The sequence below is a fragment of the Shewanella sp. P1-14-1 genome, from assembly GCF_001401775.1.
In the GTDB taxonomy this organism is placed as follows: Bacteria; Pseudomonadota; Gammaproteobacteria; order Enterobacterales; family Shewanellaceae; genus Shewanella; species Shewanella japonica.
The window spans coordinates 1-16,036 of sequence record NZ_LKTL01000001.1; the positions used below are offsets into that span (position 1 = coordinate 1).

Annotated in this window: 13 protein-coding genes; 6 read left to right on the plus strand and 7 right to left on the minus strand. The window is 40.4% G+C overall.

All coding sequences use genetic code 11. From position 1 onward, the window contains the following. Positions 1-501: 501 nt before the first annotated feature. From AN944_RS00005 to AN944_RS00025, 5 genes are all read right to left on the minus strand, one after another. Entirely contained in the window at positions 502-933 is a 432-nt protein-coding gene (locus AN944_RS00005) for a GNAT family N-acetyltransferase (protein WP_055022529.1), read from the minus strand. A 492-nt stretch (positions 934-1,425) separates the two neighbouring features. Beyond that, positions 1,426-2,286, minus strand: a complete 861-nt coding sequence (gene mepA / locus AN944_RS00010; protein WP_055022530.1) for a penicillin-insensitive murein endopeptidase — start codon at positions 2,284-2,286, stop codon at positions 1,426-1,428. Positions 2,287-2,483: 197 nt separating this feature from the next. Beyond that, positions 2,484-2,876, minus strand: coding sequence for a ribosome recycling factor family protein (locus AN944_RS00015; protein WP_055022531.1), 393 nt, complete (start codon positions 2,874-2,876; stop codon positions 2,484-2,486). Positions 2,877-2,894: 18 nt separating this feature from the next. Continuing rightward, on the minus strand, positions 2,895-3,455 hold the full coding sequence (locus AN944_RS00020) for a sugar O-acetyltransferase (RefSeq protein WP_055022532.1): 561 nt from the start codon (positions 3,453-3,455) through the stop codon (positions 2,895-2,897). A 250-nt stretch (positions 3,456-3,705) separates the two neighbouring features. Then, complete coding sequence (locus AN944_RS00025; protein ID WP_055022533.1) at positions 3,706-5,259, minus strand: ammonia-forming cytochrome c nitrite reductase subunit c552; 1,554 nt, start codon at positions 5,257-5,259, stop codon at positions 3,706-3,708. Positions 5,260-6,092: 833 nt separating this feature from the next. On the opposite strand from AN944_RS00025, the gene AN944_RS00030 reads away from it, so the two are divergent. The 6 genes from AN944_RS00030 (at position 6,093) to AN944_RS00055 (ending at position 13,925) form a co-directional block, all read left to right on the plus strand. Continuing rightward, positions 6,093-6,743 (plus strand): DedA family protein, encoded by a 651-nt coding sequence (locus AN944_RS00030; RefSeq protein ID WP_055022534.1) that lies wholly within the window; start codon positions 6,093-6,095, stop codon positions 6,741-6,743. 209 nt (positions 6,744-6,952) lie between these two features. Then, a complete protein-coding gene (locus AN944_RS00035) occupies positions 6,953-7,780 on the plus strand; it encodes a mechanosensitive ion channel family protein (protein WP_055022535.1) in 828 nt (275 codons plus the stop codon). Between the two features lie 207 nt (positions 7,781-7,987). Further along, positions 7,988-8,695: a tRNA (guanosine(18)-2'-O)-methyltransferase TrmH gene (gene trmH / locus AN944_RS00040; RefSeq protein ID WP_055022536.1), complete on the plus strand. Its 708-nt coding sequence runs from the start codon at positions 7,988-7,990 to the stop codon at positions 8,693-8,695. A 571-nt stretch (positions 8,696-9,266) separates the two neighbouring features. Next, complete coding sequence (locus tag AN944_RS00045; RefSeq protein ID WP_055022537.1) at positions 9,267-10,016, plus strand: DAPG hydrolase family protein; 750 nt, start codon at positions 9,267-9,269, stop codon at positions 10,014-10,016. A 274-nt stretch (positions 10,017-10,290) separates the two neighbouring features. Then, entirely contained in the window at positions 10,291-10,929 is a 639-nt protein-coding gene (locus tag AN944_RS00050; RefSeq protein ID WP_055022538.1) for a TetR/AcrR family transcriptional regulator, read from the plus strand. Between the two features lie 563 nt (positions 10,930-11,492). Continuing rightward, the gene (locus AN944_RS00055) at positions 11,493-13,925 is read left to right on the plus strand and encodes a S8 family serine peptidase (RefSeq protein ID WP_055022539.1); all 2,433 of its coding nucleotides are present in this window, start codon (positions 11,493-11,495) and stop codon (positions 13,923-13,925) included. Positions 13,926-14,027: 102 nt separating this feature from the next. Here the strand turns inward: AN944_RS00055 and AN944_RS00060 are convergent, their stop codons facing one another. Then, the gene (locus AN944_RS00060; RefSeq protein WP_055022540.1) at positions 14,028-15,284 is read right to left on the minus strand and encodes a HAMP domain-containing sensor histidine kinase; all 1,257 of its coding nucleotides are present in this window, start codon (positions 15,282-15,284) and stop codon (positions 14,028-14,030) included. Further along, positions 15,281-15,988 carry a response regulator transcription factor gene (locus AN944_RS00065; RefSeq protein ID WP_055022541.1) on the minus strand — a complete coding sequence of 236 codons (708 nt, stop codon included), beginning with the start codon at positions 15,986-15,988 and terminating at the stop codon, positions 15,281-15,283. Before AN944_RS00065 ends, AN944_RS00060 begins: the two co-directional genes overlap by 4 nt. Between the last annotated feature and the right edge of the window lie 48 nt (positions 15,989-16,036).

The following is a 16,036-nucleotide window of genomic DNA, read 5'->3' on the forward strand; positions in this document are numbered from 1 at the left end:
GATGTAGAGGTCTCTACAACCTTTTATCAATAACTTTAGATTCAACAACTTATCAAATAACTAGAAGTTTATCGAGCGTAAATCAGCCAATTTTTACTCTCTTTACTCAAGAATCATTCGTGTAAAATTATAACTGTATATCTATTTAGTATTTTAAAGTCAGATATAGTGTGCAATTGATTAGAAAATTTAAGGTGATATTTTCGCTCTCCGTCACATGAGTTTCTCTTGCTAACTCATCTTCTATTTCCAAACTGAGTTTGAAAATAAAGAGAACACCGCGACGTTAATCCAAACGGAGTTTGGAAATCCAGTGTGAAATCCATATGTCTAAAACTGATATTAACTAAGTGCCATGACGTTGATTTTTTGTTCAAAATAGCATACAAACCTTAGGGCAATTGTCAGTCAAATCATAACAACATTCGTGTATACGGAAACGCCCAAAGTTATTAGCTTTGGGCGTTTCTTCTTACAAATTTGGTTACAACAAACCGAGCTTTAAAGTGTCATATGCAGAATTGGAAAAGGTTTTCCCATATCATCGAGTGGCGATCGCGAAACGACTTTAAACCCCATATGCTCGTAGAAGCCTACTGCCTGTGGGTTTTGTTCATTAACATCGACCTTGGTTGCACCTAACTGCTCTAGTGCGTATTGCAGTAGCACTTTACCAACGCCTTGCCCTCTTGCCTCGTTTAAGATGAAAAGCATTTCAATCTTTGAGTCGTGGATACCCACAAAACCTTGTATTGAACCCGTTTCATTTTTAACACATCTTAACGTGACAGTAGGAAAAGCCTGCTCAATGATAATAGGTTTAAAAAATTCAATGTCTGCTTCTGTTATGAAGTCATGCGTAGCTCGGACTGAGTTTTCCCAAACATTAAGCATTTCTGCGTAATTTTCGGGAAGCACATTTTGTACAATCATTATGGTTTCTCTATCGTTGACTGAAATTTATGTGCAGCCGCGAGAGTGTATTTTATCGACAAAATAGATAACCGTCCATGTACTATCGACTTTGCTTGTGTCGACTTTGCTTTTATTCGGCAATAAACCAAGCATCATCGCAGCAGTGAATAGCAACGCTTTCACAGATTGAAGTGGAAACTGATTGAGGCAAAAACAGAATTAGCACAGCAAACAAAGAGCAAAGCTAAATACACCCTCACAGGAACTCTTTCGCCATCTTGTTCATTTCGTCTTGTCTATCTCTTCTTGCCTATTTCGAGAGTTGTTACTTTCGCCGTACTATCAATAAAGAGTGAAAAAGCCGAAGCGACATGGCTGATACAAAAAGGGGGAAGTTGGGTCACTCTTCGACGTACACTTAACAAAAGAGGGGGCGAAGCACTGCGACGTTGACTTGTTCAAATGGCCAATAAGGCATAACGCGCCACCATACATTGCTAAGCCTCTTTATTACGGCGCTGCCCATGTTAATGGTTCACACTGCTGGGGTTTAACTTGTAGTGGTTTGGGTTTGCGTGGTGAAGGTTTATCAAGCTCCTTTTTAGGCGCTGATTTAGCGGTGTAAAATTGTTGTTTCCACCAAGCGATATCTTCACACCCATGACCTGGGTTTATCGGCTTTTGCGCCTTACAGTCTGGATTATCTTTGGGGCAGTTAAGGCGAACATGCATATGTGCACTATGCCCCCACCAAGGGCGGACTTTATTAAGCCAAGCATCATCAGCTTGTGTGCGCTCATTACACAGCTGCTGTTTGATTGCACCATTAACAAATATTCGTGCAACTTGTGGATCTTGAGCAGCAACTTTTATCATCAGTTTATGTTGTGGGTTCCAAGCAGCGGTATCGATTGCGAACTCTTGGTTATCTACCACAGTCAGCGCACGCGGCGATTTAAGCTCAGCTTTACTAAGCGGCTTCTCAGTTAGTCTCAGCCAGATATCAACATCTAAACCAATCTGATGACTGCTATGGCCATAATCAAACTGGCCACCACGGGGCATCGACATATCCCCCACTAGAATTTGCTCAATCCCTTCACCTTGCAATTGAACAGCATATTGCTGCACAAAGTTCACCAAATTCGGATGACCATAATATCGATCTCGTTGCGGCCTAATCACTTGAAACCCTTTGCCTGATAAGGGCAAAGCTTCTGCGCCAGATAAACAGCCATTTGCATACTCGCCAATAGCTGCAGCGGGCCCTTCAAATGGTGTTTTAGTATGCTCCCAAGGATTAAAGCGTGCCTGAACATTTAAGCTCGCCATAAGTAGCATCAAAATAATAACAACAGAAAAATACCGCATAACGACTCTCTTTTATTTGGACATTAGGCAAGGTACTAGCAAGGCTCAAAGCTAGGTTAAACTTCAGTTTTATAAGTGTAGAGGGGAATCACAAGAAGGTGGATACTGTTTGATAAAAATTAATAGAAGATTGCTATAGCAGACCATAAAGCAAGTCGAAATAACAATGAAAAAAGCTGTCAAAACGTTTTGCGCAGTTACCAAGTATCCGCTTCAAATCTGGCAGTTCTAGCCTGCACTTCGGTACATTGCGTTTGCTGGATAAGCTCTGCAAGCGTAATACTAGGGGTTTCGGTGATTAATCGGATCAGTTTAGCTTCTAAAGGTTCCAGTTTATCGGCATGCACAATTAACGCCGCTGATATTTTCTTACTCAGGTAGGCAAAGGATTCTTGGCTTACTGAGTTAAGTTGACTATTAAAAGATTGAACCTTAATCGCCTCTCCTACTAGAGCCCAGTTTCTTGAACGGCGCACGCGCTTAAGCTCACAATGATGCTCAACAGCTATCACTTTTGCTTGATTAACACTCTCTCTGCCGATGCGATGAATAAGCGAAGGCAGTGAAATAGTGATAGCGTCTTTATGCATAGGATTTAGATTTTATTCTTAAGTGTTATTTTCAGATAAATGTCGAATTAACTTAGCAGGGGTGCCACCATAGAGGCAATCTGCAGGCACATCTTTTGTCACCACAGAGTTTGCAGCAATCACTGAACGAGCGCCAATTGTCACCCCTTGATTGATAATTGCATTACCACCAATCCATACATCATCTTCAACCACAATAGGTAAACAATGGGTCTGCCATTGCTGGCGCTGACGATAATCTAAATCATGGCTTGCCGAGTAAAACTGAGTATTCGGCCCGACAAGGACATTATTCCCCAGCGTGATAAAACTGCCATCAAGCATGGTGACATTAAGATTAATAAAGCTGTTATCACCTATTGAAATCGTTTTACCAAACTCACATGAAAAAGGTGAACGAATGACACTGCCTTCACCAAAGTGAGCAAATAAGCGCTTAAATAGCCCAAGGCGACTTGCGTCATCAACGGTCTGATTAAGCTCTACTAACATCAAGGTTGCATCATCACGCATGGCATTTAATTCTCTATCGCCACCATTAAATGCCTGACCCGATGTCATTTTTTTAAACTCGCTCATGTTAATCCTTCGTCAGTCAATTATTTACCTTTCATCACTTTCAAAGATAATACTTGGGAATGGGTCGAGATGCTTTCAGTTTGTGTGAATTTAGCGACATACCTAAACTTTTTGAGATAAGAGAATCGTGTTTTTGAAGATAAAAAAATGCCAGTCAATTTACATCGACTGGCATTAGGCTGTAACAGTATTTGATTTGAACGGTGATAGTGGAGTGTCTATGTATTCAAATCACACTGTCTAAACTTAATTACTTAAGTTCAGCTGGCCATTCTTTCTCAACGCGTTTTTCTAGGAACAATGCTTTTGACGCTTTCATTGCTTCTAAGTCTAAACCGACAAGAGGTTGAACCTTCTCTTTAGTGTCGTATTTAGTCGCATCGTACTTGTACTCAGGCGCATACTTCTTCAATAACGCATTTGCTTCAGTTAATGCTGCATCTAGGATGGCATTAGACTTCTCAAGTAGGCGAATTGCTTCTTCAGGGTTATGAGCATGGATACCATGAGAGGCTGTTGCGCTATCCCAGAACCATTGCGCATTTCTGACTTTAATCAGTAAGCTATTCATTTCACCTGCTAGTGGTGTTTTCGCTTTTAGCGCAGCTTCATAGTTCGCTTTAGCTTCAGCAATACCTTTATTCGCTTCTAAACCTTCAACGCCATTGGCAGCCCAAATAGCTTGTGCTTTGAAGTGAACTTCAGTCAAACGAGGGTCGGTACCGTCAGCTTCAAAACGTAGCTTGTTGATTTCAGCTTTACGCTCAGCAAAGATTTCTTTGAAGTCAGCACCATCATGACAGCCGATACAGCTTTTCGGTAATGTATCTGCTTCAAATGTCACTTTATGGTTCGAGTACTTAGTCCCTTTGTCGTTTGTTGCTTTTGGCATATGACACGTCGTACAACCAAACTCTAAATGGTTATCCATAGCGTGTTCGGTACGATCCATCATGTTCTCATACTCTGGATGTTGTGCTTTAAGCATTGGTGCACCAGATACGGCATTAGTCCAATCTTTAAAGCCACGGCTATCAAAGTAAGCGAGTTGCGCTTCAGCTGCAAAACCTTCATATAAACCGTCTGTTCCTGTGTAACCAACAAACTGTTTGTAGTCTGTTTTCTCACCTGGCACCCAGTAATCCATTGGGTATTTCACTTTCTTTTCATCAGTACCATCGAAGTAGTACTCAACATGACACTGGGCACAAGTTTGGCTTGCTTGCATCGTTGCATCTTGCTTAGAAAACTCTTTACCAATGGCTTTCATTGCACGGTCAGCATAAGGACGGCTAAGACGTAAGTCTTCTTTACCTAACTCATGACAATCCGCACAACCAATGGTGTTCGACATTTCGTGGCCCCAAGTAGACCATGCATTGTCTGAAAACTTGCCTTCACCCACTTCATCATACATGCGTGCTACATCAGGGGTTTTACATGACCAACAACTTGCAGCCATTGCTTCACCGACCATTTTTCCATCATGGCCGACCATTGGATGGCCTACACGTAAGGTTTTAATGATATCTGTTAGCGCAAAGTGATGACCACGTGCACGGTTGTAGTCTTTAGCGAAACCATACCCAGCCCAAGCACTCACGAGATTTGGATTACTGGCAAGTAAGTCGTCAAGTTTGCCTGATGCTGGCGTGCTTTCTTCTGTTTCAGCCCAAGTTTTATATTGTTCTGGGAAAGTTTTTTGCCAGTTTTCACTTTTATATAAATCAACTTCGCCAGCAACACTATAGCCAGTAAATGCGGTAGTAAGCATTACTGCAACAGCTAGTTTTCTTAATTTCATCATCATTCCTCATTAGGATTATTATATTTATGCTGGCATTGTTATCCCCTACAATTACCAAACACATTTTAAATACTCTCGTTAAAGCAATTAGTGCTCTTAGAGATTTTTTAAAATTTAAAAATCTAAAATATTTAAAACAATTATTATCATAATGAGCTAGGTGAAACAGGGCTTTGCTATATTAATGTGACTCCCTACAAACCAACGCTATTTACTTGTCTCAGTTCAAATTTTTACCTCTAAAAGAGATACCCCTTTAGGGGTAAAGTTTGCTGATAAATTCAAAATGGCCGTGCCTAACTTTCAACCTATTAAGGTAAAAAAACAGCAATAACGTTTAGCTGAAGCTGAAAACAAAATAAAACAAATTGAAAAAACATTAAAAAACAAAAGCTTAAATTTATTCAAAATAATATAATTAAAATTCACTCGAATCTTAAATGGCTAACAGTTAGCACATTTTTACCTCACAAAAATCATTTAAATATAATCAAGATCAAGTTAAACAACCTATCTAACTTGCATTATTTTCAGAAAATAAAATTACTAGATCACTAAGCTTAATTTAACCTTAAATATAAATTAATTATCATTTCAGCTTATATTATTAACAGCAAATTTAGCAAAAAATATAATAAAAGAACCTAATTTAGTATCAGTAAACAATAACAAAATGACACATTCGTTAATGGTTACGCTGTATAAAGATGACCGTTATTTAATATAAAAAAACGATATTGAGTGATACCCTAGACAATTAATATTTTCCCTAATATGCCAATGTCTTCACTATTTATTTGCTTGGCTTAAATATAATTTAAGGATAGTTAATGTTTGATGTACTGCTTTCAATTTGGCATCAAGATTTTGATGCTTTAATGGAAACTGTTTCGATATATCACTTAATGTTGATATTAGCGTTAATCTTATTTCTAGAATCAAGCTTTGTATTCTTACCCCTTCCCGGTGATGGTCTAGTGCTATTTGTTGGCGGCTTAGTCGGTTTAGGTGTTGTTGAGCTGCAATTGGCCATCGCATTACTGACCGTTGCTGCGGGTCTAGGCTCCTTTATTGCCTATATGCAAGGACGATGGCTGTCACACCACCCTATGGTCAACAAAATCGAGAAAGGACTACCAGACAATACCTTACAGCGGGCATCTGATTTACTCGAGAAGTATGGCTTCCTCGCACTGTTTTTTTCACGGTTTATACCTTTTGTGCGGGTACTCACTCCAATGCTAATGGGGATCAGAAAGCTTGGCGTTAAACGCACTGTATTAATGAGCGTTACCAGTGCACTGATATGGACTACAACCCTGTTATTTATTGGTCAATGGGTAATGAATAACCCCCTGTTGAGTGACTATCAAGAAACCTTAAATAAAGCATTTTTAGTGGTGAGTATGAGCTTAATGCTATCAGCTACTGCAGCCATGGTGTTTCGTTTTTCAAAAAAGTCTAAAAGTCATAATCAATGATTTCTACTGATTGTCTAAAGCAAAAGTATTAGCGTAAAGCGCTTGTCATCACATATAGCACAGGGTTGTGCTAAGCTTCATTTGATATCAATAATATCAAGTCATTAGCTTGAAATAACTTGCCTAACTAGCAGCTCAGTTATGTTCAATCCAATACCGCATATTTGTTGAATCTAAGGTAAGTATCCCTTTTATGCAGGAGGCATTAAATGCAAGACTATGTGAGTCAAATCGATATTAATCAATATTTGCCCATCATCATCGATGGCGGGATCAATGTATTACTCGCTGCGCTTATACTCATCGTTGGCCTATATGTCGCTAACAAAGCAAGCGCAATTATTAATAAAATTGGTGAGAGCTACGATAAACTCGACAACACCCTATTTCGTTTTTTAGGCAGTGTCGCTAAGTATGTCATTCTTGCATTTGTGGCCATTGCCGTATTAAACCGCTTTGGGGTACAAACCGCATCCATTGTTGCCTTATTAGGTGCAGCAGGTTTGGCAGTTGGCTTAGCACTGCAAGGGACGCTGTCTAACTTAGCTGCCGGCGTTATGCTGTTATTATTCCGCCCTTATAAAGTGGGCGACTTTATTAGTGCAGCCGATCGATTCGGTAATGTTCAAGAAATTGATTTATTCACAACCATTCTTAAAACCTTCGATAATCAGCATATTATTGTTCCTAACAGCCAAATTTGGGGTGCGCAAATCGTTAACCATTCATTCCATGATATTCGTGGTGTGGATATGCATTTTGGCGTGGCTTACAAAGAGAATACCGATGAAGTAAGAAAAGTGATTGATGCAGTGCTTGCCGCTCATCCTCATGTGTTACAAGACCCAGCTCCTTTTGTTGAAGTTGAAACCCTCAATAACAGTTCAGTGGATTTTCTCGTAAGGCCATTTTGTCATGGTGAACACTACTTTGACATCTTGTACTCGATCCCTGAGCAGGTTAAAAAAGCCCTTGATGAAGCGGGAATCGAAATTCCTTTCCCACACAGAAAAGTCATTATTGAGAAAGAAAAATAGTCAATTAGCGGTTATCATTAACGAGCAAGCGCCTATAGCCTTGCTCGTTTTCTATTTATCATAACTTGCTATTGTTACCCCTTGAGCCTCAATCCTTCGCTTAAAGCACATTTCAGTCGAGTTTATCGCCGTTTTAACGTTATAATCCCTGCGCAAAAAATCGTGATAACGATTCATCCTATTATTCAAAGAAGTAGAAATAACCCCATGACGCCAGAACGTTTAGCCCGCATCAATGAAATGCTTGATAACCGCCAAGTCGACCTCACTGTGTGTCTCGATAAGGTTCATAAAACCAATAATATCGCTGCTACAGTTCGCACTGCCGATAGCGTAGGTATTCATCAAATTCATGCTGTCATGCCAGAAGATTCATTATGGGTGTCGGGTAATACATCGTCAGGTAGTCACCGCTGGGTTAACACGATTAAGCATGTAACTTATCAAGAAGCGTATCAGCAGTTTAGAGCACAGGGAATGCAGGTATTAGCGACGACATTTTCAGACACTGCCGTGGATTTTCGTGAGATTGATTACACTAAACCGACGGTAATTGTACTGGGTAACGAACGAGATGGTGTTAGCCAAGAAGCAATTGACTCCGCCGATCAGCATATCATTATTCCTATGGTAGGCATGGTGCAATCACTGAATGTCTCTGTTGCTGGTGCTTTGATCATGTATGAGGCGCAGCGTCAACGCCAAGAGGCTGGACTGTATAATAACAGGCAATTAGACCATGAATATTGCCAAACTAAGTTATTTGAGCAAGGCCACCCTGTTTACGCTAAAGCCTGTCGAAGAAAGAATATTCCTTACCCAGCGATAGATGAATTAGGACAAATCAGTGCTGATGATGACTGGTGGGATCGCATGCGCGCTCCCGATCCAGAAGCGCTAGATACTGAAGCTTAAAGAATAGTGGTTTAAGCCTTATATTTTATGTTGAGTTCAGCTCACTCGAATGCAGCTTATTTTTATATGTCGATATCTCATAAAATAAGCTGCAGATAGTCACTGCCATAAAACCCGATTTACCTAGCCTTCTCATTTCCCTAATCTTGTCATTAACTTAACCTTGTTGCAGCTTTCTTCTGCATATTCAATATCAATCAACCTATACAAAAGAATACAACCCTTCACCTTAATTATGTAATTAGCTTAGGCTTTTCCGTCAGTGATGTTGAATGGGATTTACAGTAGTCGTTATGCTGATTTGATTTTCAGTAAATCTAGAGTGGTTAAATCTAAAGTTGCCAAATAACAAAAAGTAATAACTAACGTTTAATCAATAATATAAATCTAAATGTTGATTCATTCTATTAATATATGTCTTTCACCTTCCCTGTTTTTATTCTTTCAAAAACCTGATTTTGCGTTCACTTTGATTATGATAATGCTCATAAAAATAGCAACGCCCATTGATAACAATACAATCGTATTGCAAAATAACAATACAGTCGTATTGCTAATATTGAGGGCAAAAATGAAATACATTTTAATATCACTTGGGATCATCAGTTTTGTCATCGCAGTTTTTGGCTTTAACCCTTGGACCGCCAGCAATAAAAGTTCTAAGGTGCTATCTGATACTTATACTTCGCTAGAAACAGGTACTGAACGCAAAGCAAATGGTATTTATGAAGTTAGAGCCCTGACTAGAATGCCAAATGTTAGTGCTGAAATGGTGCGTTGGTGGTTTGCTGATTACCTGCAAACAACTGAGCAATATAAGAGGTGGCATCCTAACGCACATGTTTGGATGGACTGGGAAAACAAAGTTCCTGGAGAAGTGATAGGGGCCAGTCATTTAGTCCATGAATATCTCGGTACGACATTACACAAGTTACGTATTCAGTTTGTCGACCCTAAAGAAATACTCGATGATTATGAGCCTAGAAACGATCGTTTTGTTATTTGTGCCCGAGCTGGTTTACTTGAAAAGCCTCTCAATGCGACACACATGTGTCATGTCGTGCAAAATACTGAATATGGTGCCCAAATGCGTTCAGCTTTTTGGATGGGTTATGTTGAAAAACGTGATGGCAATGACACAGTAACCTCTATTGAAAGTGTTTTAGGTAATACGGCATTGGCGCGTATGTTTCTTATTAGCAAACAGGACTCAATTGACTTAATGACCCATGCCATCGAAGAAATGAATGTTCTAGCAAACTTTCTGCCTGATCTATATCAACAAGAAGTGCTATCAAAGCAAGTGTTACACTCTCATTAACTATTTATCAGATAAAGGCTTAATGACTGTAACAATGACAGTGATTATAACAACCACAGTCTCTATCAATGTCGGAGATACTTCATAGTCATTTTGAGATAAAAGGCTCAATATAAGGTTAAAGAATGCATCAAAATCTATGTATTATTCGGCTATTCACTTACTATTAATCACCATAGAAACTTGGCTGCTTGTCACTCTCATATATAGCCAAGTCATAGCTAACGATTAGTTAAATAATTGCCGAATAATACGTTTACCGAGGTCTATACATTTGAAACCCAACTTAGCCAATAGCGGGCGTAAAAATGCCGAGGAAGCAGAAAGAACCCGCGGACAAATACTCGCAAGTGCTTCAGAGTTATTCTCAACCAAAGGGTTTGATGCAACATCTTTACGTGAAATAGCCAATACAGCACAAGTCACGCACAGCACAATAACTCACCACTTTGGTGCCAAAATTGATATCTGGTATGCCATAGCCCATCGCAATATCAATAGTTATCGTAAGCAACTTGAAACTAAGCTAGGCCAAGCGATACGTCATGAAGTGGGTACACTTTGTATTTTTAAAACTGCTGTTGAAGTGCTAATCGACACCTTATTAAAGCACCCACAATTAGTCCGCTTAATGAGTATGGAACACGATACGGACAATAAAAGAGCATTGTTCTTAGCAGCTAAATTGAGTGAGTCACACCATTTAGTATCTGGCTTGTTTGAAGCCGCAAGAGAAAAAGAACCTTGCCTGCAAAAATATAATGCTGATACCTTTTTAGTAATGCTGCTTGGGCTTATTTCAGCACCTGCATTATTTCCTATTTTGCAGAAAACATTAACCCAAACTAATATCAATAGTGATGACTTTAGAGCTCACTATAAAGCACTGATATTATCGACATTATTTCATTAAGCCTAAGCTTTTTCACAATCGCCAACACATGAGCATGAATCTGCAATAATATTTAAGTCTTGGTCAATCTATGTCGTTGTCATCATCGCCGCTCTGCCATGTATTTGCCGGAGCGGATATTAAGCAAAACCGATATACGCCAAAGTTGAATGCCCTCTTGATTACCTAAGCAAAATAACGCTATTGCGACGGCCAATTTAAAAATAATTTACAAAAATAATGTACAAAAAATATAAACTAAATAAATCATATGGTTAGACAGTTACATTGACTTTAACTCAATATCTAAACCCGCTCCCCTTTTTCAAATAAAAACTGCATATCACTGAATATTAAATCACACACTTCGCAAAACAGAACAATAAACCTCATCTCAATTTGAATATTTATTCATCAAAAATTCATTTCATCGAGCACGACTCCTTCACTCAACTTCATTTACATTTATTTTACAACTGTAACAACTAAAGATACATTGAACGTCGCAGCGAGCTAAAACAGCTTTTTACGCTGCAAAAATTATAATAAACAATTTTTTACTCTGAATAACATGGAAGATAGTTATGACAAAAAATAAAGCCACAACAGTGCTAGGACTGTCTGTGTTGGCACTTTCGATCTCTGCCAGCATCAACGCAGCACCTGTTTTCACACCAAATGTGAATAGTAATTCACCTCAGTTCGACCAACAAAACCCACTGCCAAAGCGTTATATCGTTAAATTTAAAAACGCCAATGCTGCAGCTGCTGGCTTTTCAACATCTGTATCCTCCGATGCCATAAGTGATGCCCAATACGAACCTAGAAGCAATGAAGTCTTTTCTCACTTTCGCGCCATGAACAGTGTTTCAGCGAAAGAAATGAAGCGAATTGGGCGCAGTAATAGCTATAGCGTTAAGCTCGATAGTAAAAACCTACAAGCACTGAGATATCGTGCCGATGTTGATTACGTTGAAGAAGATGTACCACGTCGATTATTAAGTGAAAGCACTCCTTGGGGTCAGACTTATGTCGGCGCGACAGCTGTCAGTGATAGCCAAGCGGGCAATCGTACAATCTGTATTATTGATTCTGGATACGACTTGGGTCATAACGACTTAAACGCCAACAATGTCACTGGCACCAATAACTCTGGCACTAACAATTGGTATGAGCCAGGAGCTGGAAATGCCCACGGTACTCACGTTGCAGGTACCATTGCAGCTATCGCTAACAATGAAGGTGTTGTTGGTGTTATGCCAAATCAAAACGCGAACATCCATGTGATTAAAGTGTTTAATGCTTCTGGTTGGGGTTACTCATCCGATCTAGTCGCAGCTGTCGATACTTGTGTGAATAACAACGCTGATGTGGTCACCATGAGTTTAGGTGGTTCAGGCTCTAGTAACACAGAGAGAAATGCGCTCGCTGCCCATGAAAATAACGGTGTGTTATTGATTGCAGCTGCAGGTAATGATGGTAATTCAACTCTGAGCTACCCAGCATCTTATGACTCTGTCATGTCAGTAGCGGCGGTCGATAGCAATAAAGACCATGCGGCATTTTCGCAGTTCACTGCGCAAGTCGAAATCTCAGGTCCTGGTGAAGCAATTTTATCAACGGTGACCCGAGGCGAAGGTCGTTTAGCCGATATTACTATTAACGGTCAATCGTATTTTGATAATGGCGTTGTGCCGCATAACCGCTATGTCCTTTCTGGCTCAAACCATGTCAGTACTCCTTTTATCGGCTCTGCAACGGGTGAGTTGGCAGAATGTACCGTTAACGGCAGTAGTTTTAACTGTGGCAACATGAACAATAAAATTTGTTTAGTTGAACGTATTGGCAACCAAGGGACAAGTTACCCTGATATTAACGCTGTTAAAGCTTGTGAAGCCGCAGGTGCTAGCGCGTCAATTGTCTACAGTAATACCGCCTTACCAGGACTACAAAACCCATTTTTAGTCGACAGTAATAACGAAGCCCCTATTGTGTCTGTCTCAGTCGATCGCGCTACAGGTCTGGCACTGAGAAATCAAATCGGCGCAACTGCAACAGTCAGCAATACCGATAATGAAGATTACGAGTACTACAATGGTACATCTATGGCGACACCACATGTATCAGGTGTCGCTACTTTAGTGTGGAGTCATCACCCAGAATGTAGTGCGGCCCAAGTACGTGCTGCACTTAATGCAACAGCTGAAGACTTAGATGTTGCAGGTCGTGATAACCGAACCGGTTATGGTTTGGTTGATGCCCAAGCAGCTAAAGCTTATTTGGATGCTTCTTGTAATGGACCAACAGATCTTGGCACAGGTGTCGGTGATAATGAGCTGGTCAATGGTGTGGCTAAATCTAATTTAAGTGGCGCGACAGGTGATGAGTTATTTTACACAATTGATGTACCAGCAGGTGCTACAGACTTAAGCTTTACTATGAGCGGCGGTAGCGGTGACGCTGATTTATACGTGCAATATGGCGCAGCACCAACCACCACCAGCTATGACTGTCGTCCTTGGAAAGGCGGAAATGCTGAATCTTGTCCTATCGCTTCAGCGCAAACGGGTACATACCATGTCATGGTGCGAGGTTATAGTGCATTTAGTGGCGTGAGTTTAGTGGCTAACTACACTGATTCGACTGGCGGTGGCAGTGGCGGCACCGGCGGCGCTGCAACTTACTCAAACAATACTAGCTATAACATTCCTGATAACAGCAGTGTAGGCGCTAGTAGCACCTTATCTGCAACACGCACGGGTGACTCAGGTGAAATCACCGTCAGCGTCAATATTAGTCATACTTACATCGGTGATTTAAAAGTCGAGCTATATAGCCCTACTGGTCAAGTTGCTGTATTGCATGACAACAGTGGCGGCAGTGCCAATGACATAGTTAACACCTATACGGTTGATATGTCAGGTGTTGAGTCATCTGGAAATTGGACGCTAAAAGCGGTTGATAGTGCACGACGAGATACTGGAACAATAAACGCTTGGGAGTTAAGTTTTCAATAGCTCGACCCTGTCCGTAATGGGCAAGTTATAGTGCCTATGTTGCTGTAGCACTATATCTTTCTTATGCCTGCCAGCTCCCCTCTGGCAGGCATTTTTTATCAATCACTTACAGTTAAGTTCAACCTTGCGGCCGCCTTCGACTTCTGTCACTTGATAATGCCATCCATATTGATTCACTAATTTTTCAGTTAACTCTAACCCTAATCCAAAGCCCAAATCATCCGCTTGATTTTGATCATCAGGGTCAAGGTTATAATTGGTAATCGATAAGTGATCGTTTAACTGCTCAATCACCACCTTGCCGTTAAAAGTATGCTGAAATGCATTACGAATAAGGTTAGTAATAATGATCCGATATAAGCCTTCAGACATGGTTAATTCAGTATCGTCTGTACTCAAAGTGACTTCTACCGTTTTACCTTGTAAAAGATAATGTAACTCTGCTGTAATCGCTTCGACTAACGCGCCAACGGCCACATCACTGGTCGGTAATGACTTGCCTTCTTGACGGTTTAACCACAATAAGGTTTCAGTTAAATCAGTCATTGTTAGCCCTGCTCGCTCTATTCTATCAAGCACAGCCAGCTGTTTTTCTGCGGGTAATTGCTTCGTTATCATTTTACGTAATAGCTCAGCATTGGTACGAGAAACGGCAATAGGAGTGCGCAGCTCATGGCTTGCATAGCCTAAAAAGCGTTTTTCTCTGTCTAAGGTTTCCTGCACAGAGCTTAAACTTGACTGTACTATATCGGCTAACGTGTTTAGTTCACTGTAATGAAAATTAGGACGAGGCTGAGTTAGCTTGCCTTTATCAAGCGATTTAGCCCACTCTTTTAACTGTTCAACGGGATTGGCGACTTTACGCAGTACTAAAAAAAGCACTAATGAAAACAACATAATCGCAATCAGTCCGACAAGTAAAATATAGATAAATTGCGGTGGTTTATTACTGCGCTTTTGTTTGTCTTTCTTATCTAGCATGACAGAGGCATAACGCACTGTATCGCCAGATATTACCTTCATTGCAAACAAGGCTCTTTTGGGTTGATCGATTATCGGTAACCCATCGATTTTTTTGGTTAATTGATTAGGCTCTAGGTCATTAACATCAATGTTATCTTGGATCACTTGGGGCAATGACTCCCAACGAGTCGCGACGGTAAGTTCCCCTATCGTTAAGGGCTTGTCGCCCTCTAATGTTATTTCATTCGCTTGAGAGCGAACAAAGTTCGTCATCGCAACATCTAACCCAGAAAAAAAATAACTGACCGCAACAGCTGACATGCCGACAACGATAACAGTGCCAGTGAGTAACATGGCAAGTAAAAAGTATATTTTTATGCTGGGTCTTATCTTCATGATGTGGGCACACTCTTTTCAGATTCAACTTTAAGAACAAAGCCTTGGCCTGTTATCGTATGAATTAACTTATGCGCTTCTTCGCAGTTTCCATCTACGGCTTTACGTAAGTTAAACATGTGCACTTTAAGACTATTACTGTCTGGCTGCTCATCTCCCCACACACTTTGCATGAGCTTTTCTCGTGAAACAACTTTCGGACTTTCTCGTAATAAACACTCAAGTATTTTAGTCGCTGTGGGTGACAATTTAAGCGGCTGCTGTTTTCGTGTAGCCGTTTTGCTGTGCAGATCTAATGCTAAATCCGCTACCATAAGTTTACTTACCTCGCCGCTGCGTCTGCGTGATAGCACTTGCGATCGTACAATTAACTCTTCCATCGCAAAGGGTTTAATGAGGTAATCATCTGCCCCTTTTGAAAAGCCAACTAACTTATCATCTAAGGTATCTCGGGCGGTAAGCATTAGCACGGGTACATCAATGCCTTGAGCGCGTATACGTTCACACACTTCAAGACCATTCATTTTCGGCAGGTTTAAATCCAACACCACAACATCGTATTGATTGGTTTCAATTAAATTAACACCGACAGCGCCATTGGCTGCGTGATCGCACTGAATATCTTCCAGTTCAAGGTAGTCAATAATCGCTGTTGCTAGGTCAATATCATCTTCAACCAGAAGTAACTGCAAATGATCAGACATTGTTTTCCCTCTTAGATTCCATATCAGTGCGAAGCTTTATCGCCCGCG